At 64.8% G+C, this 17,407-nt stretch carries 17 protein-coding genes and 1 other annotated feature; of the genes, 8 read left to right on the forward strand and 9 right to left on the reverse strand.

From position 1 onward, the window contains the following. The first annotated feature begins 170 nt into the window (after positions 1-170). The gene (locus OSH05_RS20255) at positions 171-368 is read left to right on the forward strand and encodes a heavy-metal-associated domain-containing protein (RefSeq protein WP_104217858.1); all 198 of its coding nucleotides are present in this window, start codon (positions 171-173) and stop codon (positions 366-368) included. Here the strand turns inward: OSH05_RS20255 and OSH05_RS20260 are convergent. Further along, positions 365-760 carry a DoxX family protein gene (locus tag OSH05_RS20260; RefSeq protein WP_104217857.1) on the reverse strand — a complete coding sequence of 132 codons (396 nt, stop codon included), beginning with the start codon at positions 758-760 and terminating at the stop codon, positions 365-367. The genes OSH05_RS20255 and OSH05_RS20260 overlap by 4 nt on opposite strands. A 174-nt stretch (positions 761-934) precedes the next feature. On the opposite strand from OSH05_RS20260, the gene OSH05_RS20265 reads away from it, so the two are divergent. Next, positions 935-1,159: a hypothetical protein gene (locus OSH05_RS20265; protein ID WP_104217856.1), complete on the forward strand. Its 225-nt coding sequence runs from the start codon at positions 935-937 to the stop codon at positions 1,157-1,159. A gap of 138 nt (positions 1,160-1,297) precedes the next feature. Here the strand turns inward: OSH05_RS20265 and OSH05_RS20270 are convergent, their stop codons facing one another. From OSH05_RS20270 to OSH05_RS20285, 4 genes are all read right to left on the reverse strand, one after another. Beyond that, a complete protein-coding gene (locus OSH05_RS20270) occupies positions 1,298-1,477 on the reverse strand; it encodes a hypothetical protein (RefSeq protein WP_104217855.1) in 180 nt (59 codons plus the stop codon). A gap of 74 nt (positions 1,478-1,551) precedes the next feature. Further along, on the reverse strand, positions 1,552-3,048 hold the full coding sequence (locus tag OSH05_RS20275) for an FGGY-family carbohydrate kinase (RefSeq protein WP_104217854.1): 1,497 nt from the start codon (positions 3,046-3,048) through the stop codon (positions 1,552-1,554). A gap of 11 nt (positions 3,049-3,059) precedes the next feature. Beyond that, the gene (locus OSH05_RS20280; protein WP_104217853.1) at positions 3,060-3,860 is read right to left on the reverse strand and encodes a BtpA/SgcQ family protein; all 801 of its coding nucleotides are present in this window, start codon (positions 3,858-3,860) and stop codon (positions 3,060-3,062) included. Between the two features lie 50 nt (positions 3,861-3,910). Next, positions 3,911-4,759, reverse strand: a complete 849-nt coding sequence (locus tag OSH05_RS20285; RefSeq protein WP_104217852.1) for a DeoR/GlpR family DNA-binding transcription regulator — start codon at positions 4,757-4,759, stop codon at positions 3,911-3,913. Between the two features lie 132 nt (positions 4,760-4,891). Between OSH05_RS20285 and OSH05_RS20290 the strand changes: the two genes are divergently transcribed. The 3 genes from OSH05_RS20290 (at position 4,892) to OSH05_RS20300 (ending at position 8,477) form a co-directional block, all read left to right on the forward strand. Then, positions 4,892-5,680, forward strand: a complete 789-nt coding sequence (locus OSH05_RS20290) for an SDR family NAD(P)-dependent oxidoreductase (protein WP_165801519.1) — start codon at positions 4,892-4,894, stop codon at positions 5,678-5,680. Positions 5,681-5,798: 118 nt separating this feature from the next. Beyond that, positions 5,799-5,854, forward strand: a sequence feature (sul1 is cis-regulatory element that is thought to sense ions involved in sulfur or methionine metabolism; They are found in Alphaproteobacteria). 69 nt (positions 5,855-5,923) lie between these two features. Further along, positions 5,924-7,408, forward strand: coding sequence for a SulP family inorganic anion transporter (locus tag OSH05_RS20295; protein ID WP_104217850.1), 1,485 nt, complete (start codon positions 5,924-5,926; stop codon positions 7,406-7,408). A 109-nt stretch (positions 7,409-7,517) separates the two neighbouring features. Next, positions 7,518-8,477: an NAD-dependent epimerase/dehydratase family protein gene (locus OSH05_RS20300; protein WP_104217849.1), complete on the forward strand. Its 960-nt coding sequence runs from the start codon at positions 7,518-7,520 to the stop codon at positions 8,475-8,477. Between the two features lie 9 nt (positions 8,478-8,486). Here the strand turns inward: OSH05_RS20300 and OSH05_RS20305 are convergent, their stop codons facing one another. The 4 genes from OSH05_RS20305 to OSH05_RS20320 form a co-directional block, all read right to left on the reverse strand. Then, the gene (locus tag OSH05_RS20305) at positions 8,487-9,659 is read right to left on the reverse strand and encodes an MFS transporter (protein ID WP_266352869.1); all 1,173 of its coding nucleotides are present in this window, start codon (positions 9,657-9,659) and stop codon (positions 8,487-8,489) included. A gap of 146 nt (positions 9,660-9,805) precedes the next feature. Then, a complete protein-coding gene (locus tag OSH05_RS20310; protein ID WP_104217848.1) occupies positions 9,806-10,999 on the reverse strand; it encodes an amidohydrolase family protein in 1,194 nt (397 codons plus the stop codon). A 17-nt stretch (positions 11,000-11,016) separates the two neighbouring features. After that, positions 11,017-12,060, reverse strand: a complete 1,044-nt coding sequence (locus OSH05_RS20315) for a questin oxidase family protein (protein WP_104217847.1) — start codon at positions 12,058-12,060, stop codon at positions 11,017-11,019. Positions 12,061-12,069: 9 nt separating this feature from the next. After that, complete coding sequence (locus OSH05_RS20320; protein WP_104217846.1) at positions 12,070-13,491, reverse strand: NAD(P)-binding domain-containing protein; 1,422 nt, start codon at positions 13,489-13,491, stop codon at positions 12,070-12,072. 411 nt (positions 13,492-13,902) lie between these two features. Between OSH05_RS20320 and OSH05_RS20325 the strand changes: the two genes are divergently transcribed. The 3 genes from OSH05_RS20325 to OSH05_RS20335 all read left to right on the forward strand — a co-directional run bounded on the left by OSH05_RS20325 (position 13,903) and on the right by OSH05_RS20335 (position 17,217). After that, positions 13,903-15,189 carry an extracellular solute-binding protein gene (locus tag OSH05_RS20325; RefSeq protein ID WP_104217845.1) on the forward strand — a complete coding sequence of 429 codons (1,287 nt, stop codon included), beginning with the start codon at positions 13,903-13,905 and terminating at the stop codon, positions 15,187-15,189. Between the two features lie 223 nt (positions 15,190-15,412). Then, entirely contained in the window at positions 15,413-16,351 is a 939-nt protein-coding gene (locus tag OSH05_RS20330; RefSeq protein WP_207778714.1) for a carbohydrate ABC transporter permease, read from the forward strand. A 113-nt stretch (positions 16,352-16,464) separates the two neighbouring features. Further along, entirely contained in the window at positions 16,465-17,217 is a 753-nt protein-coding gene (locus tag OSH05_RS20335; protein ID WP_266352978.1) for a carbohydrate ABC transporter permease, read from the forward strand. Positions 17,218-17,407 lie beyond the last annotated feature (190 nt).

Here is a 17,407-nt window from a genome sequence, read left to right on the forward strand (position 1 = left end):
GGGTACTGAGGTCGGCGTGGCGCGTCATCGGATTGGTTCCCTTTCTAGGGGTGATGACGAGATAGGTAGAGCTTCCCATCATGGGAAGGTCAAGAGGTCGATTTGGTGCTTGACCTTGCCATGATGGGAAGGGTCATCTTCACCACGTCTTCTATCCAAGGAGTTCGAAAGTGCTGGTTCTGAAAGTTCCGGAAATGTCGTGCGGGCACTGCGTCGCGACGATCGAGAAGGCGGTGCGGTCGGTCGATCCATCGGCGCAGGTCGCTGCCGACATCGCGGCGAAATTCGTCCAGGTCGAGACGTCCTTCCCGGAAGCTGCAATTCGCGCGGCCATGTCCGAGGTTGGCTATGAGACCGTTCCTGCCTAGGACCGACGACCCGCATCCAGGCTGAAGGCGCCGGGTCCGGCCGCGGCCAGATAGAGAAACACGAAGCAGAACAGGATCGGCCCGTCGCCCTGATTGCGCAGGGGGAAGAAGTCGATCGGCGCATGCTCCATGAAATAGGCGATCGCCATCTCGCCCGAGAGCAGGAAGGCGACCGGCCGCGTGAAGAGCCCGATCAAGAGCAGCAGGCCGCCGACGATCTCGATGATGCCGGCGATCCAGAACAGCGAGAACATCGGCAGGCCGTCCATCATCGCATCCTGCGGAAATCCCATGATCTTGCTGGTGCCGTGCTCCAGGAAGAGGAGGGCGGCGACGATGCGCAGGGCGGCAAGCAATTGCGGCTGCCAACGCTCCAGGAATTTGAATTCCATGATGTCCTCCTCGCTCGCGTCGACCTAGTCCGTCGGGTTCGTCTCCCGCCAATCTTAGGCCTTTCCCGCCGCGCCGCGTTCACGATCGGGGGAGCGGCGGTTGAAGCCATGTGGGAACGAAGCGCAAGGCTTGGAATTGAGTTTCCGACGCCGCTTGTGGCGAAGGAGATCACTATGGTCGTCGATCAGATCCTGAATGCGATCGTTCCCGGGCGCGCTGCGCGGCAGGTCCGCGCCGCGGAGGACAAGAAGCTCGACAAGGAACTCAAGGACACGTTTCCGACCTCCGATCCGCTGGCCTCGGTGCAGCCGGGATCGGGCGTAACGGGGGCTGAGGTGGCGCCCTCGCAACTCTCCCCGTCGCAGCTGGCGAAGGCGAAGGGCGGCAAGGGCAACTGACGCTCATCCAATCAATTTCGCAACGAGGGCTCGGCACCATGCCGGGCCCTCTTGGCTTCCGGCACAGGGGACCAATAGAACAGGCGGCCCGAAGGCCGCCTTTGCCGGGGTCGAGCCGACCAAAGCGGCTAGGAGAATTCAGGGGACGATCTCTTCCAGTTCATGCGCGGGCGCATGCCGCTCGCCAGCTGGATCCGGCAGATTTTCCGTTTCCTCGGCGAGGTCGGTCTGCTGCTGGTGCTCGATATTGTCGTCCTCGTTCGAGAAGCCGCCCTGCTGCGTCTCGTCAGTGTTCGAATAGCCGCGCTTCGGATCCATGCTGCTTCCCTCCATTCGCCCCGCCGTGCAGCCAACGGGCAGGGCACGGAGAGGTTCCGAACGGATGGCGAGGCTCAGGGCATCGCGAAGATCGGCTTCAGGGCGATATAGGCGGCGCGGTAGCGCGCATAACCCTGGTCATAGACCTGCCGGTTGGCGGGGTCGGGCACGACGACGTCGCCGTGGCGGGCGAGGCGGCTCACGGCGGACCAGTCATCGGAGAGGCCGCTGCCGATCGCGGCGACCCAGGCGGCGCCAACCGAGGAGCCGTGCGGATTGTCGAGGAGTTGCAGCGGCATGCCGACGATATCGGCGACCATCTGCATCCAGACCCGGCTCTTGGTGCCGCCGTCCGAGGCGAAGAGGCGCTTCGGCGCATGGCCCATGTCGAGGAGCACATCGAGATGGTGGCGGAAGCCATAGCCGATCGCCTCCAGCAATGACCGCCAGAGGTGGCCCTTGCCGTGGGTGAGCGTCAGCCCGATGAAGGTGCCGCGTGCCAGCGGATCGTGGATCGGGGTCTTCTCGCCGAGGAAATAGGGCAGGCAGATCAGCCCCTCGCTGCCAGCTGGGACGGCTGCCGCCAGCCGGTCGAGCCCGACATGCGGGCGCTCGTCGCCGGACGTGTCGCCGATCATTCCGGCTAGCCAGTTGAGCGCCGAGCCGGAAGCGGCCATGCAGCCATTCGGGGCATAGACACCGGGGACGAGGTGATAGTCGAGATAAAGCCGCGAATCCGGCGCGGCGTGGTCGCTGGCGACGACGATGTCCCCGGCGCCGCCGAACTTGAGCAGAATGTCGCCGGGCCGCGCAATGCCGGCGGCCAGCGCCGAAGCGATATGGTCAGCCGCGCCGCCGAAGATCGGCAGGCCCTCGGGCAGGCCGGTCGCCGCGGCCGCTTCGGCAGAAACGGTGCCCATAGTCTCGTGGGTCACGGTGCGGTCGGGCACGGCGCTGCGCGGCAGGCCGCCCAGAGCGACAAGGTCGGCGGCGATCTCATCCGTGGCGATATCGGTGAAGCCCGCTTCCAGCGCCCAGTTCTGCTCGACGGCGCGCCGCCCGGTCAGCCGCCAGTTGATATAGTCATAGGAGCCGAAGACGGTGGCGATGCGCTTGAACGTCTCCGGCTCGTGCTTCGCCAGCCAGCGCAGCTTGGTCGCGACCAGTTGCTGGTTCACGCCATTGCCGGTGCGCTTCAGGAAGGCGGCCTCGTCGACTTCGGTCTTGAGCTCGTCGACTTCCAGCCCGACGCGTCCGTCGCTCTGCTGGATGCTGGGTCGCAGCACCTCGCCATCCGCGTCGATCAGGACGACGGCCGGCAGCATGCCGGTAACGCAAAGTCCGGCGAGCGAGCCGGCGCCGCCCGGCAGGGAAGCGACCAGTTCCTTCAGGATCGCGACGCTGTTTTCCCACCATTCGCGGGGATCCTCCTCGGCCCAGCCGGGGCGGGGGGAGGAGAGGGAGACGGGGCGCGAGGCGACGTGAACGATCTCGCCCGGCATGCGCACGGCAATGCCGATGGTCGAGGTCGTGCCGATATCGAGGCCGATGACCGTGTCGGGGGCTGGCATGAGGGCGTAACTCAGCTCAGGCTCTCGACCACGTCCATGAAGCGTTTCACGCGGTCCCCGTCCACCGGGTTCCAGGTGTTGCCATCGACCTTGAAGCTCGTTCCGACGATGACGCCGTCGGCGATCGAAAGCACGTCACGGACGTTCTCCAGCCGGACGCCCGTATTGGCGAAGACCGGAACGCTGTCGATGACTTCGCGCACCGCCTTCAGATCCGAAGTCTCCGCGGGCTGGCCGGTGATCGGGCCGGAGACCAGGATGGCGTCGGCGAGCGAGGAGAAGACCGCGCTCTTGGCGCGCAGCGCGATCGGGCGCTGATCCAGCGTGTGGGCGAATTCGGCGTTGATGTTGAAGAGCAGCTTCAGGTCCGGCCGACCGAGGTCGCGGCGAAGGCGCAGCGCTTCGGCGGCATTGGGCTGCCAGAGGCCCATGTCGGAGGCGAACAGGCCGGTGAAGATCTCGCGGGCGAAGGAGGCGCCGGTGGCGCAGGCGATCGCGACCGAGGCCGTCGGATCCCAGAGATAGTTGACGCCGAAGGGTATCTTCAGCATCGGCTTCAGCGCCGTGATGACCGCCGTCATGGCCGCCAGCGTCGCCGGACTTGCCTTGAAGACATAGGGACGATCGTTCTCATTGCCGAACATGACGGCATGAACGCCGCCCGCCTGGAGCTTTTCGAGATCCTTCGCCGCATCGGCGATCAGCTTGTCGACGCCGCCGGCGGAATCATAGAGCGGGGTACCCGGCAGCGCGCCGATGTGGACCATGCCGACGACGACCTTGCGGCGGTCACCAAAGAAATCAAACACCATTCCCCACATCTCCTTTGCGCGGTCGCCGATCGGTCGGCGCCGGAATTCAGTTAGCCGGCCTGGCGCTCGGCAGCGACGCCGGCGACGATGACCTCGACATGCGCCTCGTCGAGCGCCTTCGCCAGATGCGGCGGCGGCGGCGCATCGGTCACCAGCACGTCGGCGCCGGCGATGTCGCAGACGCGCGCGAGCGAGCGGTGATCGAATTTCGAGGAGTCGCACAAAATGACGGTCTGCTCGGCGCGGGCGATGAAGGCGCGCTTCACTTCCGAATCCTCGACCGAATAATCGAAGAAGCCGGCCTCGATCAGCCCGGATACGCCGACGAAGACGCGGTCGAGATTGTAATTGGCGAGCTCGCCCACGGCGCGGGAGCCGACGACGGACTGCTCCGGATTGCGCACTTCGCCGCCCAGCACATAGACGGGGCTCTTCGAGGCGGAGAGCACCATGGCGGCGCGCAGGCTGTTGGTGAAGACGCGAAGGTCCGCGCGTTCCACGATCGCCTCGGCCAGCGTCAGCGTCGACGTGCCGACATCGAGACCGATGGTCTCGCTCGGCCCGATCAATCGCGCCGCCGCATGGGCGATCGCGGCTTTTTCGCGGGCGTTCCGATGGCGTCGGCGCTTGAAGGCCGGCTCCTCGAGGTCGAACACCTCGCGCGGGCTCGTCGCGGCCGAGACCGCGCCGCCATGGGTGCGCGCCAGTAGGCCGCGCTCTTCCAGGACGACCAGGTCGCGCCGGATCGTCATTTCCGATACGTTGAGATTGGACGCGATCTGGGAGACGGAAACGAAACCGTCCATCTCCACCACATCCAGGATCAGCGACTGACGCGCCCCGGCCGGCATGCGGCCGAAACCGGCGGAGGCGTCGTAGCTCGGAAGGTCGCTAGGCATCAGGCAAGCCCCCGACGTTCAGAGTGCAACAGGTTCGAACATAACCGCACATTATCCTGAAGGACGGCGTTGTAAAGTGTGCGGAATTGCGATTTGTTGTGCGGCATTCAAGGCGTGGCCGTGACGGGAGCTATGGAAATGGCGGGAATCTTTGATCTTTCGGGTCGCAAGGCCCTGGTGACGGGCGGTTCCAAGGGAATCGGCGCGGCGATCGTGCGCGCCCTCGACCGTGCCGGAGCGACGGTTGCAATCGCCGATCTCGACGTCATGGGCGCCCAGAGCGTGGTTGCCGAGCTCGAAAATGGCGGTTTCGCCGTTGAGGTCGATGTCACGAAGCGCGAATCGGTGCAGCACGCCTTCGACCAGGCCGTCGAGGGGCTCGGCGGGATCGACATTCTCTGCGCCAATGCCGGCGTCTCGACCATGCGCCCGGCCATCGACATCACCGACGAGGAATGGGACTTCAATTTCGACGTCAACGCCCGCGGCGTCTTCCTCGCCAACCAGATCGCGACCCGCTATTTCCTGGCCGAGAAGAAAGAGGCCTGCATCATCAACACGGCGTCGCTGGCCGCCAAGGTCGGTGCACCGCTTCTCGCTCACTACTCGGCCTCGAAATTCGCCGTGTTCGGCTGGACGCAGGCGCTGGCCCGCGAACTGGCGCCGAAGGGCATTCGCGTCAACTGCGTCTGCCCGGGTTTCGTGAAGACGTCCATGCAGGAGCGCGAGATCATCTGGGAGGCGGAATTGCGCGGTATGACACCTGAAGCGGTGCGCGCCGAATATATCTCGCTGACCCCGCTCGGCCGCATCGAGGAGCCTGAGGACGTTGCCGACGTCGTCGTCTTCCTTGCGTCCGACGCCGCGCGCTTCATGACCGGGCAGGGCATCAACATCACCGGCGGCGTGCGAATGGACTGAAGCCGTTCACGAGAACGGGCTTCATGTGGCGATCGGGACACGCTTCTTAGCGACAGCAGCATTTCTGTAGAAGAAATGTTGCGTCGCGGCGGTGCGTCGGACTAGAAGGGTCTATTCGACTGGACCCGGTGAAATTCCGGGTGGCTCTTCCGGCCGCCGATCCGCCGGACAACGCAAATGACACGAAAATGCCGTCTCGCTGCGAGCGAGCGCTATCCGTGCATCGGCTGCGGACCCCTCCTTATGACCTTATCCTCCACCGTGCGTCGCGATTGGTTTTCCAATTTTCGCGGCGATGTCCTCTCGGGCCTTGTTGTCGCGCTGGCGCTGATCCCCGAGGCCATCGGCTTTTCAGTGATCGCCGGCGTCGATCCCAAGATCGGCCTCTATGCCTCCGTCGTCATCGCCTGCGTCATCGCCTTTGTCGGCGGCCGGCCGGCGATGATCTCGGCCGCGACCGCCGCCACGGCCGTCGTCATGGTCCCGCTCGTGCGCGACCATGGCGTGCAATATCTGTTCGCCGCCACGATCCTGATGGGCCTGCTGCAGATCGTTGCCGGCTACATGAAGCTCGGCCGGCTGATGCGCTTCGTTTCCCGCTCGGTGATCACGGGCTTCGTCAATGCGCTGGCGATCCTCATCTTTATGGCGCAACTGCCGCAATTGGTGGACGTTCCGCTGGCGACCTATGGGCTGATCGCGCTCGGCCTTGCCATCATCTATCTTCTGCCGCGCGTCACCCGAGCGGTTCCCTCGCCGCTGGTGGCCATCGCGGTGCTGACGGCGGTGGCGGTCGTGTTCAAGCTCGACGTCCGCACTGTCGCCGATCTCGGCGAATTGCCATCGGCGCTGCCGAGTTTCGGCCTGCCCCAGGTTCCGCTGACGATCGAGACGATGCGCATCCTCCTGCCAGTAGCGCTGACGCTGGCGGCGGTCGGCCTGCTCGAATCGCTGCTGACGGCGCAAATCGTCGACGACATGACCGACACGTCGAGCGACAAGAATCGCGAATGCAAGGGACAGGGCGTCGCCAATATCGCCTCGGCGCTGTTCGGCGGCATGGGCGGCTGCGCGATGATCGGCCAGTCCGTCATCAATGTCTCCTCCGGCGCTCGCGGCCGTCTTTCCACGCTCGTTGCCGGCGCGTTCCTGCTCGTGCTCCTCGTCGCGCTGCAGGATCTCCTGGCGATCGTCCCTGTTGCCGCGCTCACCGCCGTGATGATCATGGTCTCGATCAACACATTCTCCTGGCGCTCCGTGCTCCAATTGCGCAGCAATCCCGTCCCGTCCTCGGTCGTCATGCTGGCGACGGTCGCGACGGTGGTTGCGACCCATGATCTTGCCAAGGGTGTGATCGTCGGCGTGCTGCTGTCTGGCGTCTTCTTCGCCGGCAAGGTCTCCAAGCTGAGCCGCGTCTCGTCGGGGCTGTCAGAGGACGGGCGGACACGGACCTATTGGGTTGACGGGCAGGTGTTCTTCGCCTCGGCCGGCACCTTTGCCGATTCGATCGACGTTCTGGAGCCGATCGACCGGATCTTGGTCGATGTCACGGGCGCGCATTTCTGGGATATCTCGGCGATCGGCGCGCTGGACCGCGTTGTCATGAAAGCCCGTCGGCATGGCCTCGACGTCGAGGTCGTGGGGTTGAACGATGCCAGCGCGACGATGGTCGAGCGTTTCGCAGTCCACGACAAGGCCGGTGCGGAGGCGGGGGCCGGCGGACACTGATGGATCGCCCATCGGCGGCTTCGCCATCGGATCGAGCCGGTCTATAGAGGGTGGAGTTCAAATCCGGGGCGCCGCACGGATCGGCATTCCGGCATCAGGGAGGGGTTTCATGACGCGTGTGGTGGTCATCGGGGGAAGCGGCCATGTCGGCACCTATCTCGTGCCGCGTCTGGTCGAGGCGGGCTTTGACGTCGTCAATGTCAGCCGCGGCCAGCGGCAGCCCTATTCGCCGCATGCGGCGTGGCGTTTCGTCGAGCCGGTGAGGCTCGACCGCGCGAGCGCTGAAGCCGACGGATCGTTCGGACGCAGCATGCTGGCGCTCAGGCCCGACATCCTCATCGACATGACCTGCTTTACGGTCGAGAGCGCGCGCATGCTGGCAGAGCCGCTGGTCGGTCAGGTGCAGCATTTTCTGCATACCGGCACGATCTGGATCCATGGGCCGAGCGTCGTCGTGCCGACCACCGAGATGCAGCCGCGCCGTCCGTTCGGCGAATACGGGATCCAGAAGGCGGCAATAGAAGCCTATCTGCTCGATCTCGCACGGCGCCGCAATTTTCCGGCGACGCTCGTCCATCCTGGCCACATCGTCGGACCGGGCTGGGAGCCGCTCAATCCGGCCGGCCATTTCGATCCGGCGGTATTTTCGACGCTGGCACGGGGAGAGGAACTCGTCCTGCCGAATCTCGGGATGGAGACGGTCCATCACGTCCATGCCGACGATGTCGCGCAGATGTTCATGCGCGCGATCGCCAGCCGCAGCACGGCGGTGGGCGAGGCTTTCCACACCGTCTCGCCGGCCGCGGTGACGCTGCGCGGCTATGCCGAGGCGGTGTCGGCCTGGTTCGGCAAGGAACCGAAGCTCACCTATCTGCCCTGGCCGGAATGGAAGGCGAGCCATGGCGCCGCCGAGGCCGAGGCGACGTGGGACCATATCGCCCATAGCCCCAACTGCAGCATCGACAAGGCGAAACGCCTGCTCGGCTATAGCCCGCGTTATTCCTCGCTCGAAGCCGTATTCGAGGCGCTGGGCTGGCTGGTCGAGCGCGGCGTCGTCAGCCGTGGCTGAGGCCGGCCCTCAGACCGACTTGCGCCGTTTCGGCAGGAACTCGGTCAGGTAATAGGGGAAGGCGATCGCCGGGAAGGCCATTCCGGCGATCACGATTCCCTTCCAGCCGAAGCTCTCATAGACGGGGCTCGCCAGCGCCGAACCCGCCGCGCCGCCGATGAAGAACATGGCGATGTAGAGCCCGTTCAGCCGGCTGCGGATTTCCGGGGCGAGCATATAGAGCACGCGCTGGCCGAACACGGTGTTGGACTGGACGAAGAGGTCGAGCAGGATCGCCGCCAGCGCCAGGAGGAGGATCGAGGACCAGGCTGCACCGATCCCGGCGAGGGCGAAGGCGAGCAGCGTTCCGACGATGACGACCCCGGTTCCGATCGGCACCATTCCCCGATCGGCCAGCCGGCCCGCGATGGGAGCGGCCAACGCGCCGGCTGCACCTGCCAGGGCAAAAAGAGCGATCCCGGACTGCGAAAGATGGAAGGGCGAACCGGCGAGTTCCAGCGGCACTGCCGTCCAGAACAGGCTGAAATCGGCGAAGAGCGCAACCTGATACAGTCCACGGCGGCGAAGCTGCGGCGTGTCGCGCAGGATCGCCCAGAGCGAGGCCAGCAATTCGCCATAGCTGTGATCGCCGCCTGGATGCCGGCGCGGCAGATATTTGCCGAGCAGGACGACGAGCGCCGTCATCAGCACGGCGGAGAAGACGAAGACGCCGCGCCAACCGGCAATATCGGCGAGGAAGCCGGCCAACGGACGGGCGAAGAGAATGCCGACCATCAGGCCGCTCATGACGTTGCCGACGGTCCGGCCGCGCGTCGATTCGTCGGTCATGCTCGCCGCCATCGGCACGAGCATCTGGATCGCGCTGGAGGCGACGCCGATGAACAGCGCGGCGACCAGGAAGAGAGCGGAGTTCGGCGCCAGCGTGATCAGAACCAACGCCACCGTCGTCACGCAGACCGAACTGATGATCAGCCGCTTGTTCTCGATGACGTCACCGAGCGGCACCAGCAGGACGAGGCCGAAGCCGTAGCCGATCTGCGTCAGCGTGACGATCAGGCTGGCTACATGGGGCGACAGCCCGACATCGGGGCCGATCAGCGCGATCAGCGGCTGGGCGTAATAGAGATTGGCAGCAATCGCCCCGCAGGCGAGCGCGAACAGAAACGTTAGCGCAGGCGTCATTTTCGGCGAAACCGATGCCTTCGCCGGGGTCGTTTGGGACGGAAGAGTCATGGAATCATGTCCGAACTGGCGATGGGGTCGCCGGGCGGAACACATGCCAGCTTTTCGTTCGGATGCCAATCGAATCGGCATCCGAAGGCACGGCGTCAGCGCGGTGTCAGCGACCCGCCCGTGGCGACGACGCGGCCGTTTTTCAGCACGGTCCGGTCGATCGGGACGGAGGCGACGGCCTCCGGTATGGAGGGCGATGGCAGCAATATGAGATCGGCCCGATTGCCGGCGGCGAGGCCATAGGTCTTGAGACCCAGAACGCCGGCCGGGATCGTCGTCACCATGGCGAAGGCGTGGGCGAGGTCCTCATCGGCGAGGAAGCCCTGGCGGTAGCCGATGATCATGGCGCGCTGCAGCAGGTCGCCATTGCCATAGGGCGCCCAGGCGTCGCGGATATTGTCCGAGCCGGCGAACACCGTAACGCCCGCCACTGCCAGTCGCTTCACCGGCGGCATCGACACGGGGCCGGGACCATTGGTCATGATCGCGACCCGCGCCCGCGCAAGAAGATCGGTGGTGCGTCCGAACTCGAAATCGTCGATGGCGCCGAGCGCGAAGGCATGGCTGACGGCGACCTTGCCCTCGAGGCCATTCGCGATCGTCCGTTCGGCGATCTGGCGCAGTTCGAAGGCACCGAGCGGGCCCGGATCGTGAAGATGGATGTCGACGCCGGCGCCATGCTTGGCCGCGAGCGCGAAGACGGTATCGAGGTGGCCCGTGACGTCGCGATCGATGCCGGCCGGATCGAGACCGCCGATGAGATTGGCGCCTTCCGACAGGGCCGCGTCGAGAAGATCGGCGGTGCCGGGGTCGGCCATGATGCCGCTCTGGGGGAAGGCGACGATCTGGATATCGACGAGGTCGGCATAGCGCTCCCTGAGCGCGAGCAGGGCATGCAGGCCGCCGAGACCGACCTCGGTGTCGATATCGACATGGCTGCGGATGCTGCCGGTTCCGAAGGCGGCTATCTGTTCGATCAGCCGCCCGCCGCGTTCCTCGACGGAGAGCCCAACGGTGCGCCGCAACTGCTTCTCGGCGGCGATGCGTTCAGCGACGGTGTCGCCGGGAATATGCGGAATGAACGGGAGGCCGAGCAGCGTCTTGTCGAGGTGGATATGGCCCTCGACAAAGGAGGGCGCGACCAGATGCCCGGCGGCCTCGATACGCTCCGGCGAAGCTGGCGCATCGCCGGCCGGAACGATGGCGTCGATCGTCGATCCGGTAATGACAATGTCGACGAGTGTGCCGTCCGCCGTGCCGGCGCCGGCTATGACTAAATTCGCACCCATGCTGGCTTCGCTGTCCTTCAGGCGATGAGGCCGACGCGGCGCGCCGCGACGACGCGGTAGAGACGGTCGCCATAGATCTTCTGTTCCTCGCGGGCGGAGAAGGTCAGGCTGATGTCGTGCTCGTCATCGGACTGGACGGCCTTCGCCTCGATTTCCGGCCATTCCGGCGCGTCGAGCTGGCGCCAGCCCTCGACCGTCTCCGCATCGGGCAGGGAAGGGAAGCCGATCTTCGGCACGAGCGAGGCGATGACCTGCCAGAAATAGCGGAACAGCCTCGGGCGCTGCTCCGGCGGCAGATGGGCCGCCACGAGCCTGGCCCAATGTGTTCCGGTCACGGCATGAAGGGCGGAGAAGTCCATCGTGGCGGCAAACAGCGTCAGCGATGTCGACGCCAGCTTGTGGAGGCAGTCGGGACCGATATCGAGCATGTCGACGACCGGCGCGAAGCTGGGAGCGCGCCCGGCCTCCCGGATTGAATGCCAGAGCAGATCCGTCTCCGGCTCCAGGGAATGCATGGCCGGAATGGCACAAGCTTCCGCGAGCACACGGCCGGGATCATCGGTGATCGGCGCGGAGCCGGTCGCTTCCGGCATTTTGAGATAGGTCGTCGTCCAATAGCCGAGCGCTGTGCCGGCTTCCACCGGGTCGACGCGCAGCACGGCATAGGCCAGGCGCATCAGGCAATGCAGCGCGCTCGCTCCGACGCCGGGGATCAACGTCGGCAGATAGGCTTGGATCGCGTCCTGGATGCCGAGGCGGCGGACCTCGGCGACGAAGAACTCACGATAGTCGGCCTCGCGGCTGCGGTCGCCCATGGCCTCGGTCCAGCGCGCCGGATCGATCGGGGCGACATGCGGCGGGATCGGGACGAGGCCCTTCACCTGACGGTAGGTGGCCAGATATTCGGCAAGCCGCGCGTCGGAGGCGCCGAGACGGGAAAGCGCCACCAGCACCATCGGCACGTGGTTGGCGAGAAGATAGGGGAATTCGACGCTGTCGCGGCGGGCATCCGCAAGGAGATCGTCCAGCGCGTCATGCGGGGTTGTGAGGGCGAAGGTCATTTGATTCTCCTATTGCCGTCCGCTGTCTTCGGGCCGGAAGTGTTCTTCGTCATAGGCCATCAGGTCGGCATAATGCTGGTCGGCATCGGCGAGGAACAGGCCGCGCGTGAGTGCGGCCACCATGCGCGGCGCGCCATATTTGAGGCCGGTAATGCCGTTGCAGATTGGACCGAGGCTCGGCACCGCTCCATTGTTGAAGACATGGATATGGCTAAGGAACGGCGCGCGTCCGGGCACCTTCTCGAGAAACTCGAAATGGCTGCCGAGATAGGGATAGCGAGACAGCGGTTCGTCCTCCTCGCCGGGCGGCGGCGTGAAGCGATCCTGCCAGAGCGCGATCTCGCCGACGAAGCTCGCCAACTCGGGCCGCCGCGTCAGGTCGATGTCATAGCCGGTGCCGAGCAGCAGATGGTCGAAGCGGAACGTGCCGCGCGTCGTATCGAGGCGGATGCGGCCGTCCTCGATCGAGGCGGCGGTCGGCGGGCAGCCCAGTTCCGTGCGGAACTGCGGGAAGGCATGCGCGGCCTGATACATCTCCTGGGTCGGCGGCACCTTCAGATCAAAGACGCGGCGCATGAAGCGCCAGCGGCGGAGCGAATCGAGATCGGCGAAATGGCCCAGGAAGCCGGGGAAATTGGTCCAGGCCAGCACCTCGGTCTTCGGGAACTCGTTCGATCTGGCGAAGAGTGTTACCGAGCGCGCTCCCGCCCTGAGCGAAGCGACGGCCCAGTCGAAGGCGGAGGCGGCGGAGCCGACAATGCCAAGGTCACGATCCTTGAGGCTTTCCGCCTCGATCGGCTCGCCGCTATGGGTCCAGCGCTCGCGCGGCAGGCCGTTCTTCACGAAATTCGGTACCGCGAGGCCGCCGGCGCCCTCGATGCCGGTCGCCAGAACGAGCTTGCGCGTATAGATCCGCTCCGGGCCGGTTGGCGTCGTGATGTCGAGCGCCAGGAAGTCGTCATAAGGCAGGATGGCGTCGAGCGCGGTGCGGTTGCGCACGTCGAGCGCCGTGACGCGGCGATACCAGTTGAGATAGTCCATCCAGTCGGTGCGGTCGATCTTGCCGACGCCGTCCCAGGCCGCCGCGCCGTGCAGCGCCTCATACCAGGAGCGATAGGTGAGGCTCGGCAGGCCGAGATCGGGACCGGTCAGGTGCTTGGGCGAGCGCAGCGTATCCATCCGCGCGCAGGTCACCCACGGACCTTCGCGACCCTCGGCGCTTTTGTCGATGACGAGCACCTTGCCGACGTTCTGACGTTTCAGCCCGAACCCGACCGAGAGCCCGGAGAGACCGGCGCCGACGATGACGACATTATGCAGCGTCGCTCCATCCGGGCCGGCGCGCTCCGGCATCCAGGAGCGCGGCGTGGCTTCGATGCGTTCGAGATCGTCGGCGATTCGCTTCTCAAGCTCGGCAAGAGCGGACGTCATCGACAGGTTCCTTCGAGACGGGCGATAGAGGAGGGTCGACGGCGCAACGCCGCGGCGCTTTGATCTCGATCATATCCCAGAACGGCGGCACGCCGAATTTCGAGGCTTGATGCGCTTGTGGGCAGATATGAATATGTTGGTCTCAAAGCGAGGGCCATGCCCGGTGCCGGACGATCGATCGGGACCTGCCAGCTAAGGGAATCGCAAGATGCCTCATACGAACAGAGTCGCTTATCCCGAGTGAACATTGCCCCTTCGTCCGCTCGATCTGCGATCTTTCTGTCGTCTTTTAGATCAGAGATTGTAGTCATGTTCTTTTTTGTGTGATTACTGAATAAATGTGGTTTCTTGAGCGCGATTTTGTTTGATGTATACTCCGTCTCCGCTCCCTTGTCACAACGGAAGAGAGTCATGACAAAGCACAAATCGACAGCCTGGAAGCTCGGCGCTGCCGCGCTTCTCTCGGCCGGCCTCGCCGGTTCCGCCTTCGCTGCGGATAAGCCTCTGGCCGGCGTGACCCTCACCCTGGCCTCGCAGAACGATCAGTTCGCGGCGGTGATCGCCAAGCTGGCGCCGCAGTTCGAGGAAAAGACGGGCGCGACGGTCAAGGTCGACATCCTCGACTACGGTTCGCTGCTCACCAAGACGCAGGCGGATTTCGTCGGCCACACCAAGAGCTACGACCTGGTGACGATGGATATCGTCTGGGCCGGGCAATATGCCGAAAACAAGTACACGGTCGACCTGACCGACTGGATCAAGCGCGACGCCGCCGAGCTCCAGCTCGACGACATCTATCCCGCGACGATCAAGTACATCGGCCAATATGACGGCAAGCAGGTCGCGTTCCCGTTCGCCGGCTATGCCGCCGTGATGGCCTATCGCAAGGATCTGCTGGATGCCGCCGGCATCAAGGTTCCGGAGACTGCCGAGGACTTCGTCGCGGCCGCGATCAAGCTGACCGACCCGTCGAAGAAGATCTACGGCTTCGTCGCCAACGGCCAGAAGGGCGCGGCGGTCGCGCAGGATTGGCTGCAGTACAACGCTCAGCTCGGCGGCTCGGTGCTCGATGCCAGCGGCAAGCCGGCGCTGAACTCCGATGCCAACGTCGCCAGCCTCAAGGTCTACAAGGAGCTGTTCGACAAGGCGGCGCCTCCCGGCGCGGTCGATTATGACTGGGGTGGACGCGAGGAGAGCTTCCGCCAGGGTCTCGTCGCCATGATGGAGACGTGGTCGGTCGGCGCTCCCGGCTATTATGATCCGTCCATGTCGAAGGTCGTCGACAGCGTCGGCATCTCGTTCACGCCGGTCGGCAAGGGCCTGCCGGTCAAGTACGGCCTCGGTGGCTGGGGCATGGGCATCAATGCCGATATCGATCCGGCCAAGCAGGAAGCGGCCTGGCAGTTCATCAAGTGGCTGACCAGCGCGCCGGTCCAGAAGGAATTCAACATGCTGGGCGCCGGCAGCTATATCCGCAAGTCGACGCTCGCGGATCCGGACCTCAACGCCAAGTACCCGTTCCTGCCGATCATCGCCAAGTCGTTCGAGAATGCCGACGGCGACTATCGTCCGCGCATTCCGCAATATCCGGAGATCCAGGACCTCCTCGGTACGGCCGTCAACAACGTCCTCGTTGGCGGAACCGATCCCAAGGCGGCGCTGGACGAAGCGCAGAAGCAGGCCGAGAAGCTGTTCTGATCCGTTGAAATAGTGGTCTCCCTCTCTTCTCCCTCCCCCTTGCGGGGAGGGTCGGGGAGGGGGTACCGCGAAAACGCCGGAGAACCTGGGTGGGGCCTATCGGAGAGAACTCGCCGGTACCCCCTCCCTAGCCCTCCCCACAAGGGGGAGGGGACGGGCGTTGATCGTTCGCGATCAGCACAGCCCGCCACGGAATTCCAAAGGAAACCGCCCATTGACTTCGATTGCCGCCAGTCCTGCCTCGATCCGACAGCGCCGCTCCGGCCTGCGCTTCACGGATCGACGCAAGCTCTTCCTGTTCTGCCTGGCCGTTCCGGCGGTCATCTATGTTATCGTCGTCGCGCTCTATCCGCTGGCGCAGGGCATCCTCTATTCGTTTTACGACTACAATCTGCTGCGCCGTGGTGGGCGGATGGTGTTTGTCGGACTCGACAATTATGTCGAGCTTCTGACCGATGCGACCGGCCAGCGGGCGCTGATCAACACCTTCGCCTTCACCTTCGGCGCCGTGTTTTTCGAGTTCATCTTCGGCCTGGGGCTCGCCATGCTGCTCTGGCGCGACGGGCGCTTCAATCGCATCGCACTCGCCTTCCTGCTGATCCCGGTGACGATAACGCCGCTGGTCGTCGGCCTGATCTTCCGCGCGCTGCTCGCCGTCGACTACGGCTATATCGGCTATTATCTCGCCGAATGGGGCATCACCTCGCCGCGCGGGCTCTTCGCCGGGACGACCACCGCGCTGCCCACCCTGATCTTCATCGACATCTGGGAGTGGACGCCGCTGGTCGCGCTCATCCTGCTCGCCGGCCTCAAGTCGCTGCCGGGCGACATTCTTGAAGCGGCATCGGCCGATGGCGCCACGGCGTGGCAGCGCTTCCGCCTCGTCATCCTCCCGCTGCTGCTGCCGACCGTCTTCCTTGCCCTGGTGCTCCGGATGATGGACGCCTTCCGCGTCTTCGATTCGATCTTCGTCACCACGGGCGGCGGACCGGCCGATGCCACCAATTCGCTGATGGTCTATGGCGTGAAGCAGGGCCTGCAGTTCTTCAACATCGGCTATGCCTCGGCGATCGGCAATGTGACGATCCTCTGCATTGCCTTCATCGCCGCCGTCTTCGCCCTTCTGATCCGCCGCGCCGATGTGAGGGCGAACGAGACATGAGCGTCACGACCCTCGATACCGTGCCGACCCGCGCTCCCTCGCGCCGGCGCACCGCCCTTCAGCAGCGGATCCTGCGCGAGCGGGCGCTGCTGGTGATCATCCTCGTCATCTACATGATCCCGGTGCTCTGGCTCGTGGCGACCGCCTACAAGCCGCCGAAGGACATGTTCTCCTCGCCGCCGACTTTCATCTTCGAGCCGACGCTGCACAATTTCCAGCGCGTTTTCGAAGTGTTCGACGTCTGGTCGCTCCTGAAGTCGAGTATCATCATCTCGGTCGGTTCGGCGGTGCTGTCGCTGCTGCTCGGCGTTCCCGCCGGCTATGCGCTGGCCCGGTCCAATTCGCGCTACGCGATCTGGGTCGCCTATTTCTTTCTGGCGATCCGCATTGTGCCGATCATCGCGACGCTCATCCCGTTCTATCTGATGATGCGCGACATCGGCCTGCTCGGCACCTGGTGGGCCGTCATCCTGATCAACACGACGCTGAACTGCGCCTTCGTGACGTGGATGATGTTCTCCTATTTCCGCTCGCTCCCGTCGGACATGGAAGAAGCGGCGCTCACCGATGGTTGCACGCTCTGGGGGGCGTTCTACCGCGTAGCGCTGCCGACCGTGGTGCCGGGCATCATCGCTTCGGCGCTCTTCTGCGTCATGTTCTCGTGGAACGACTTCTTGGTCGCCATGTTCCTGACCAACATGGATTCGAAGCCGCTCTCCGTGGCGCTGCTCGCCGCGTTCGGGACGAAGGACATCACCTGGGGAACGCTTGGCGCGCTCGCCCATTTCTCGACCATCCCGATCATGCTGATGGCGCTGTTCCTGAACCGCTATTTCGTCCAGGGGCTGACGCGCGGCGTGCATTAAGCGGCGCTTTCCGTTATCCAGTCGAAACGAAAACGGCCGACCCTCCGGGGCCGGCCGTTTCCGTTTCATCTCTCGATGCGGCTATTTCGACCGCGTCGTGCGCTCGGCATAGGCAAGCGACAACATGAAAGCCGCGAAGACGGCGACGATGGCGAGCGTGGCGATGAGATGGGTGCTGGACATGAAATCT

Origin of the sequence: Kaistia algarum (genome assembly GCF_026343945.1) — a bacterium.
GTDB lineage: Bacteria > Pseudomonadota > Alphaproteobacteria > Rhizobiales > Kaistiaceae > Kaistia > Kaistia algarum.

Coding starts and splice junctions, on each gene's coding strand:
- OSH05_RS20260 (WP_104217857.1), bottom strand. CDS start 760: ATGGAATTCAAATTCCTGGAGCGTTGGCAGCCGCAATTGCTTGCCGCC.
- OSH05_RS20265 (WP_104217856.1), top strand. CDS start 935: ATGGTCGTCGATCAGATCCTGAATGCGATCGTTCCCGGGCGCGCTGCG.
- OSH05_RS20270 (WP_104217855.1), bottom strand. CDS start 1,477: ATGGATCCGAAGCGCGGCTATTCGAACACTGACGAGACGCAGCAGGGC.
- OSH05_RS20275 (WP_104217854.1), bottom strand. CDS start 3,048: ATGCCAGCCCCCGACACGGTCATCGGCCTCGATATCGGCACGACCTCG.
- OSH05_RS20280 (WP_104217853.1), bottom strand. CDS start 3,860: ATGGTGTTTGATTTCTTTGGTGACCGCCGCAAGGTCGTCGTCGGCATG.
- OSH05_RS20285 (WP_104217852.1), bottom strand. CDS start 4,759: ATGCCTAGCGACCTTCCGAGCTACGACGCCTCCGCCGGTTTCGGCCGC.
- OSH05_RS20290 (WP_165801519.1), top strand. CDS start 4,892: ATGGAAATGGCGGGAATCTTTGATCTTTCGGGTCGCAAGGCCCTGGTG.
- OSH05_RS20295 (WP_104217850.1), top strand. CDS start 5,924: ATGACCTTATCCTCCACCGTGCGTCGCGATTGGTTTTCCAATTTTCGC.
- OSH05_RS20300 (WP_104217849.1), top strand. CDS start 7,518: ATGACGCGTGTGGTGGTCATCGGGGGAAGCGGCCATGTCGGCACCTAT.
- OSH05_RS20305 (WP_266352869.1), bottom strand. CDS start 9,659: ATGACGCCTGCGCTAACGTTTCTGTTCGCGCTCGCCTGCGGGGCGATT.
- OSH05_RS20310 (WP_104217848.1), bottom strand. CDS start 10,999: ATGGGTGCGAATTTAGTCATAGCCGGCGCCGGCACGGCGGACGGCACA.
- OSH05_RS20315 (WP_104217847.1), bottom strand. CDS start 12,060: ATGACCTTCGCCCTCACAACCCCGCATGACGCGCTGGACGATCTCCTT.
- OSH05_RS20320 (WP_104217846.1), bottom strand. CDS start 13,491: ATGACGTCCGCTCTTGCCGAGCTTGAGAAGCGAATCGCCGACGATCTC.
- OSH05_RS20325 (WP_104217845.1), top strand. CDS start 13,903: ATGACAAAGCACAAATCGACAGCCTGGAAGCTCGGCGCTGCCGCGCTT.
- OSH05_RS20335 (WP_266352978.1), top strand. CDS start 16,465: ATGATCCCGGTGCTCTGGCTCGTGGCGACCGCCTACAAGCCGCCGAAG.